Raw genomic sequence first — 6,768 nt, 5'->3', positions numbered from 1 at the left:
GACGGCATTCATCGCGCGATTGTTCATGCGGGCTTTCCTGAGAGCGATAAGTTTCAGCGTATTTTGGAACTGCCCGCCGCGCACTTCCTCTATAACCCAACGCACCCCAATCTGCAAACACCGCGCAGCGAAAAGTTCATCGCCATTGAAATTTTACTTTCCGTCGGTCGCTCAGTCGAATTTAAAAAGACAATTTTAACTGCGCTGATTGAGAACATGCAGCAGGGCGTCGGGGTGGCGCCCAACGACGTCTTGGTCGTGTTTATTGAAACAGCGCGCGAGAATTGGGCATTCGCATCGGGCGTTCAATACTATGTGGAACAAGAAAAATAGGTCGAGCAGGGCATATCTTGAAAGTTACTGATACGCTGCGCCGCTTGTGATTGATGCTAACGCGTTGTCCTATTTTGGCGTATCTCTGACGAATGTGACTGTAAAATGGTGCGTTTGATAAAAGCGCAACTGACTATGCGAAATAACCAATTAGACACTGTAAAAAATACGCTCGATGTACAATTTGAAGAGCGTCTGCGTCCCGTCCGATTTGAAGATTTTTCAGGACAGCAGAAAATCGTCGAGAACCTGCGCGTCTTTATCAGCGCGGCACGCGCGCGCGCGGAAGCACTCGACCATGTCTTGCTCTCTGGTCCGCCCGGACTTGGCAAAACGACACTTGCTTACATCATTGCCTACGAAATGGGCGGCAATATCAAATCCACATCTGGTCCTGTCCTTGATAAGCCCGGCGACCTTGCTGGGTTGCTCACCAACTTGGACAAGGGCGACATTTTATTCATTGATGAAATCCACCGATTGAATCCCGTCGTCGAGGAATATCTCTATTCAGCGATGGAAGATTTCAAACTTGACATTATGATTGATTCTGGTCCGTCGGCGCGAAGTGTGCAGATTTCCATTCCGCAGTTCACGTTGGTTGGTGCAACAACGCGGGCAGGGTTACTGACGGCGCCGCTTCGAGCGCGGTTTGGCATCTCCTCGCGGCTCGATTACTACACTGCCGATTTGCTTGAGAAAATCATCCTCAGAGCATCGAGAATTTTGGGCGTCGAAATTGACGCACAAGGCGCGTTTGAAATTGCCCGACGCTCACGCGGCACACCGAGAATTGCCAATCGATTGCTGCGCCGTGCCAGAGACTTCGCACAGGTCGGCGGCTCGAACATTATTACGCTCGATGTTGCCCGAAAAACTTTGTCGGCATTGGAGATTGACGAATACGGGCTGGACGATATGGACAAACGGATTCTGTTAGCGATTATTGAAAAATACAACGGCGGTCCGGTGGGGGTGTCCACGCTGGCGATTGCCGTCGGCGAGGAACAAGACACGATTGAAGAAGTCTACGAACCGTATTTGATTCAAGAAGGCTATGTGATGCGGACGCCGCGCGGCAGAGTCGCCACCGACCTTGCCTATAAACGCTTCAACGTTGAGCGCCCGAAACAGCCTGATTTGTTCAACGCGCAGCCGTAGTTGCCGCCACGCCATTAGCGCTTGCCTTGCCGACTTTGCTGTTCTTCTTGCCATACACAAAGTAAATCACGAAGCCAATCGCCATCCAAATCGCAAGCCGAAGCCATGTATCGGCGGGCAGTGCTGCCATCATGCCAAAGCAGGTAACGACGCCCAAAATCGGCACAATCGGGACGAGTGGTGTTTTGAACGGGCGTGGCAAGTCGGGCTGTGTGCGACGTAAAACGATAATACCGATGCAGACCAACACAAACGCAAGCAGCGTGCCGATGCTCGTCAGTTCACCGACAACGCGCGCAGGAACAAATGCCGCAAAGAGTCCGACGAACACACAGAAGAGCGCGTTTGATTTCCAAGGGGTTTGATATTCTGGATGCACTTCGGAAAAAACAGGCGGAAGCAAGCCATCTTTCGACATTGAAAAAAACACCCGCGACTGACCCAAGAGCATGACCAATACGACCGATGAGTAACCAGCAAGAATTGCTATGATGATGCCTTGTTGAAGCCACACATAAGGCGTGTGTGAAATTGCCACTGCAACAGGCGCGATGCCGTCCTGTCCGCGAAACTCGGTGTAGTTGGCAAGTCCAAGCATCACATGCGAGAAGAGAATATAAAGCACCGTGCATATTGCCAGCGAGGCAAGAATGCCAATTGGCATATCGCGCTGTGGATTTTTTGCCTCCTGTGCTGCCGTCGAGACTGCATCGAAGCCGATGTAGGCGAAAAAGATAATCCCAGCTGCACGAATAATACCGCTCCAGCCGAACTCGCCGAAGTTGCCAGTGTTATCGGGAATGTAAGGCGTGTAATTTGACGGGTTGATATACGCCCAGCCAAGAGCAATGAAAATCAATACGACCGAGACTTTGAGCGCGACGATGATGTTATTGACAAACGACGATTCCTGCGTGCCTCGGATAAGCAAGAGCGAAATAGCAATCACAACAATCACAGCAGGAAGGTTGAAGATGCCTGTGATGACAGCGCCTTCGGGCGTCGTTACGGAATCAAAGGGCGACATGACGAACTGCGGCGGCAAATGTACACCGAAATTTTCCATAAACTTGACGAAGTAACGCGACCAGCTAATCGAGACTGTGGCTGCGCCAACTGCGTATTCCAGCACCAAGTCCCAGCCGATAATCCACGCGATAAATTCGCCCATCGTGGCGTAGGAGTAGGTGTAGGCGCTGCCTGCAATCGGAATCATTGATGAAAATTCGGAGTAGCACAAGCCAGCAAAAGCGCAGCCGATAGCCGCCACAACAAAAGAAATCGTTACGGCAGGACCGGCATTGTAAGCTGCGGCGCCGCCCGTAATCGAAAACAGTCCTGCGCCGATAATTGCGCCAATACCGAGTGCTGTCAGTCCCGACGCGCTCAGCGTGCGTTTGAGCGTGATATGCTGCGCGTCGCCTTCTCCCTTTTCAGACGCGGCAATGATGTCAGGAATGGATTTCGTTGAAAAAAGTTGATTTGCCACAGGACTAACTCCCTTGTTTACGGAATTTTTGTTGATAAAAACGTCGCCCGTCTGATGCAGGCGTCATCGAGTTAACGATTTAGTATTATAGCGAAAAGCTGCGCATCGTGCAAGGCGCGAGGATCATGCAAACGCTTTTTGAATCCGCAACGCAGCTTTTTCCAATTCCGCCATTGATGCCGCGTAAGAAAGTCGCAAGTAGCCGGTTGTGCCAAAGGCATCGCCCGGCACAGTGGCGACAAGGTGTTGCTTCAAAAGAAAATCCGCTACATCGACCGAACTCTGAAGCGTTGTGCCGCCGAATGTTTTTCCAAGCAGTCCCTCGACCGACGGGAACAAATAAAATGCGCCTTCGGGCAAAGTGCAGGTGATGCCTTGAACTTTGGAAAGTTCGCGATGAAGAAAATCGCGTCGCCTTTTGAACTCGTCGCGCATATTGAAAACAATCTCTTGATTACCCATCAGCGCGGCGGCGGCGGCTTTTTGTGAAATGGAACTGGTGTGCGAACTCATTTGCGATTGCAATTTTGCGGCGGCATCGATAATCCACTTTGCGGCGGCAATGTAACCGACGCGCCAGCCTGTCATAGAATACGTTTTTGAGAGTGCATTGCTGACGATGACACGCTCGCGTAAGTCCGAAATTTGAGCGGGCGAAAAATGCGCGACTTCGCCATAGACGAGTTGGTCATACATCTCGTCGGAAATCACGAAAATATCTTTTCCAGAAAGCACATTCATCAACGCGCGAATGTCTTGCTCGGAATACATCGCGCCTGTGGGGTTCGAGGGCGAGTTGAAGATGAGCATCTTGGTGCGCGGCGTAATGGCGTCGGCGAGTTGTTCGGGCGTGAGTTTAAATTTTTGCTCAATCGTCGTTTGAACAATGACGGGAGTGGCGTCAGCAATTTTGACCATTTCAGGAAAGCTCACCCAGTATGGCGCAGGGATAATCACCTCGTCGCCCTCGTCGCAGAGCGCAAGTATCGCGTTTTGAATGGCTTGTTTGCCGCCGCCCGCCACGAGAATTTCATCGGGCGAATAGTGCAAGCCATTGTCGCGCTTGAATTTTTCACAAACGGCGTTTCTTAGGTCAGGAATGCCAGCGACGGCGGTGTATTTCGTGAAACCGCGTTTGATGGCGTCAATGGCGGCGTCGCAAACGAAATCGGGCGTCGGAAAATCGGGTTCGCCTGCTGAAAGGCTGACGACGTCGTGTCCGTCTGCGCTCATTTTTTTGGCGAGCGTCGTGATTTGCAGCGTCGGCGATTCTTGAACGCGCAGCACGCGGCGCGATAAAAATCGTTCTGTCTCAATGCTAAGTGTGCCGTTTGTCAAAGGTCTCGTCCTCCAAAAAGGGAATCGTTGAGCGTAAATTATTTTGTTTGGTGATTAAATCGGTGTTCTAAAAATTTCAGCACGGGCGGCGGCACAAAGTCCGACACATCGCCGCCCAAACTTGCCACTTCGCGAATAATCGACGATGTCAGATACGTATATTTTTCATTCGGCATCAAAAATACGGTTGTAATTTCAGGATACAAGTGCCGGTTCATCAGCGCGATTTGGAATTCATATTCAAAGTCTGCCACCTGTCGAAGCCCGCGAATAATGGCTTTCACGCCCATTGCCTTTGCGTGTTCAATCAGCAAGCCGCCCTCGAACCGCTCGACCTGAACATGGCTGTAGCTGGCCACCGATTGCTGAATCATCTCGACGCGCTCTTCAATCGTAAAAAGCGGTTTCTTTTGACTATTGACGGCGACGACCAGCGTGATTTCGTCGAAAATGTTCAAAGCGCGTTCCAGCACGTCGATGTGTCCGTAAGTAAACGGGTCGAAGGTGCCGGGATAAATGGCGCGTTTCATGTCTCGTTGTCGTTTTGTTGTTCAAGGTTCGTTTGGAAAAAACTCACGGCGCTCGAGCCGAACTCTTTGCGAAGGCTGAACGCCTGATGCGCTGAAAAATCGATCGACGCATGATGCTCTAAGACAAAATAGCCGTTTTCTGCGAGCAAGCCGCGAGAAAAAATTGCATCGAGCAGCACGTCGTAATCCGAAAACCGATACGGCGGGTCGGCGAAAATTAAGTCGAACACATCGGAACACGTTTGAAGAAACCGCAGCGCGTCTTGCCGAAGCACGCGAGCCTGAGCCGCGACATCCAAAGTGTTTATCGAGTTGTTGAGCATAGAAATGACTTGGCTGTTTTGCTCGACAAAGGTAATGCGGGCGGCGCCGCGGCTGAGCGATTCAAACCCCAACAAGCCGCTTCCGGCAAAAAGGTCGAGAACGACAATATCGTCAAACTCGAGTCGCGCAGCGAGTGTGTCAAAGACAGCTTGCCGCACGCGGTCGGTGGTCGGACGCACATCCCGTGTTTCAACGGTATGAATGCGTCGGCTGCGAAATTTTCCGGCGATGATTCTCACAAGCGGCGATTAAGAAATGGAGCAAGTTTTGGCGTGGCGTCGGAACGGCTGGAAAAGCATATTTGAAATCAATGTCAGAGCTCTATGCGTTGGTGCTATTTCTTATCGGATTTTTTGAGCAGGGCAGCGAGTTTTTTCAAACCATCGATTTCCAAATCGCTTTGCGGGTTGCTCGTGCCACGGATATGCTCGACCATAGCAGCGGTTTTTTTGTTATCCTCCGCCGCTTTGAGCGTCCACTGCCGAATTTTCAAGCCGTCCTCGATACGCTTTTCAAATTCGTCTGTCGCTTCGTAGAGCGTTTTTTTGAGCTTGTTGATATCCCACGGCTTTTGCACGAAGCGGAAAATTTGCCCTTCATTGACCAGCCGCACGACATCATTGACGTCGGCGTAACCCGTCATTAAAATTTTGGGAACAATCGGCGCGATTTTGTGCGCGGCAATCAAGAAATCCACGCCGCTGATGTTGGGCATACGTTGGTCGGAGAGGACGGCGGCGATGAGCGAGTTGTTCTCCAAAACATCGAGCGCGGCTTGTCCGCTAATGCAGGCAATGACGTCGAACTCATTTCGGAGCAAATCGGTCAGCGTTATCAAAACGCGCTTTTCGTCGTCGACGACGAGAACTTTCGGTTTGCCGTCTCTGCCATAGACGATTTTGCGAAGGTCATGATGTTTGTCATGCGAGTGGAGCGGTTCAATTGGTTCTTGTGCGGCTTGGTCGGTCGGTGCAGGAAGCTCGCTCTCCGTTAGCGCTTGTTCATTGAGGCGGGCGAAAAATTCTTCCTCGAAACTTTGATATTGTTTGATTTCGTCAATGGTCTGCTGCTGAAAGGTGGCGAAAAATTCTTCTTCAAACGAAGCGAACGTCTGTTTCTCTGGCTCGGTGCTGAGCGAAGTTGGCGACGGCGCACTGGTTGATGTGTCGCCGTCGGTGGCAGCGCGTTTTTGTCGTTTGAGCAAATAAGATGCCGCTGCCATCGCCACAATAGATTTCAGCACGCTCGACTGCCACGGCTTTCTGACATAGCGAAATACCTCGCCGACGTTCACCGACTCCAAGACTGAATCAAGGTCGGCATAGCCCGTAAGCAAAATGCGCATCGCGTCGGGACGAATTTCCCTGATGTGTTTCAAAACATCGACGCCCTTCATGCCGGGCATGCGCTGGTCGCAGATAACGATGGCAAGGTCAGGCTTTTGCTCGGCGATTTTAATAGCGGTTTCGCCATCGTTTGCCGTAAAAACATGAAAGTCGTTATCGAAGAGTTGATACAGCGCCTCGACGACTTTTTGTTCGTCATCGACAATAAGCATGGTGAGTTTTATGGCAGGTTTTGCGTCGGTCATGG

The 6,768-nt window shown here is 51.2% G+C and carries 7 protein-coding genes; 2 read left to right on the top strand and 5 right to left on the bottom strand.

The annotated features are described in order from the left end of the window. Together ACWIP2_RS10975 and ruvB are read left to right on the top strand one after the other, a co-directional pair. The coding region (locus tag ACWIP2_RS10975) for a tautomerase family protein (RefSeq protein WP_448519975.1) at positions 1 to 333 on the top strand (333 nt) is incomplete at its 5' end. Between the two features lie 135 nt (positions 334 to 468). Continuing rightward, a complete protein-coding gene (gene ruvB, locus ACWIP2_RS10970; RefSeq protein ID WP_448519974.1) occupies positions 469 to 1,494 on the top strand; it encodes a Holliday junction branch migration DNA helicase RuvB in 1,026 nt (341 codons plus the stop codon). Here ruvB and ACWIP2_RS10965 read toward each other — a convergent pair. The 5 genes from ACWIP2_RS10965 to ACWIP2_RS10945 all read right to left on the bottom strand — a co-directional run bounded on the left by ACWIP2_RS10965 (position 1,478) and on the right by ACWIP2_RS10945 (position 6,766). Further along, the gene (locus tag ACWIP2_RS10965) at positions 1,478 to 2,983 is read right to left on the bottom strand and encodes an amino acid permease (protein WP_448519973.1); all 1,506 of its coding nucleotides are present in this window, start codon (positions 2,981 to 2,983) and stop codon (positions 1,478 to 1,480) included. The two genes, ruvB and ACWIP2_RS10965, sit on opposite strands and share 17 nt — an antisense overlap. Positions 2,984 to 3,106: 123 nt before the next feature. Then, positions 3,107 to 4,321, bottom strand: a complete 1,215-nt coding sequence (locus ACWIP2_RS10960) for a pyridoxal phosphate-dependent aminotransferase (RefSeq protein ID WP_448519972.1) — start codon at positions 4,319 to 4,321, stop codon at positions 3,107 to 3,109. A 38-nt stretch (positions 4,322 to 4,359) separates the two neighbouring features. Beyond that, positions 4,360 to 4,851: a pantetheine-phosphate adenylyltransferase gene (gene coaD, locus ACWIP2_RS10955; RefSeq protein WP_448519971.1), complete on the bottom strand. Its 492-nt coding sequence runs from the start codon at positions 4,849 to 4,851 to the stop codon at positions 4,360 to 4,362. Continuing rightward, on the bottom strand, positions 4,848 to 5,414 hold the full coding sequence (rsmD, locus tag ACWIP2_RS10950) for a 16S rRNA (guanine(966)-N(2))-methyltransferase RsmD (RefSeq protein WP_448519970.1): 567 nt from the start codon (positions 5,412 to 5,414) through the stop codon (positions 4,848 to 4,850). The genes coaD and rsmD overlap by 4 nt, the downstream gene beginning before the upstream one ends. A 95-nt stretch (positions 5,415 to 5,509) precedes the next feature. Then, positions 5,510 to 6,766, bottom strand: a complete 1,257-nt coding sequence (locus ACWIP2_RS10945; protein WP_448519969.1) for a response regulator — start codon at positions 6,764 to 6,766, stop codon at positions 5,510 to 5,512. Positions 6,767 to 6,768 lie beyond the last annotated feature (2 nt).

Source organism: Rhodoflexus sp. (assembly GCF_053489755.1).
The sequence above is the reverse complement of the archived record's forward strand: the minus strand, read 5'-3'. Positions and strand labels throughout refer to the sequence as shown.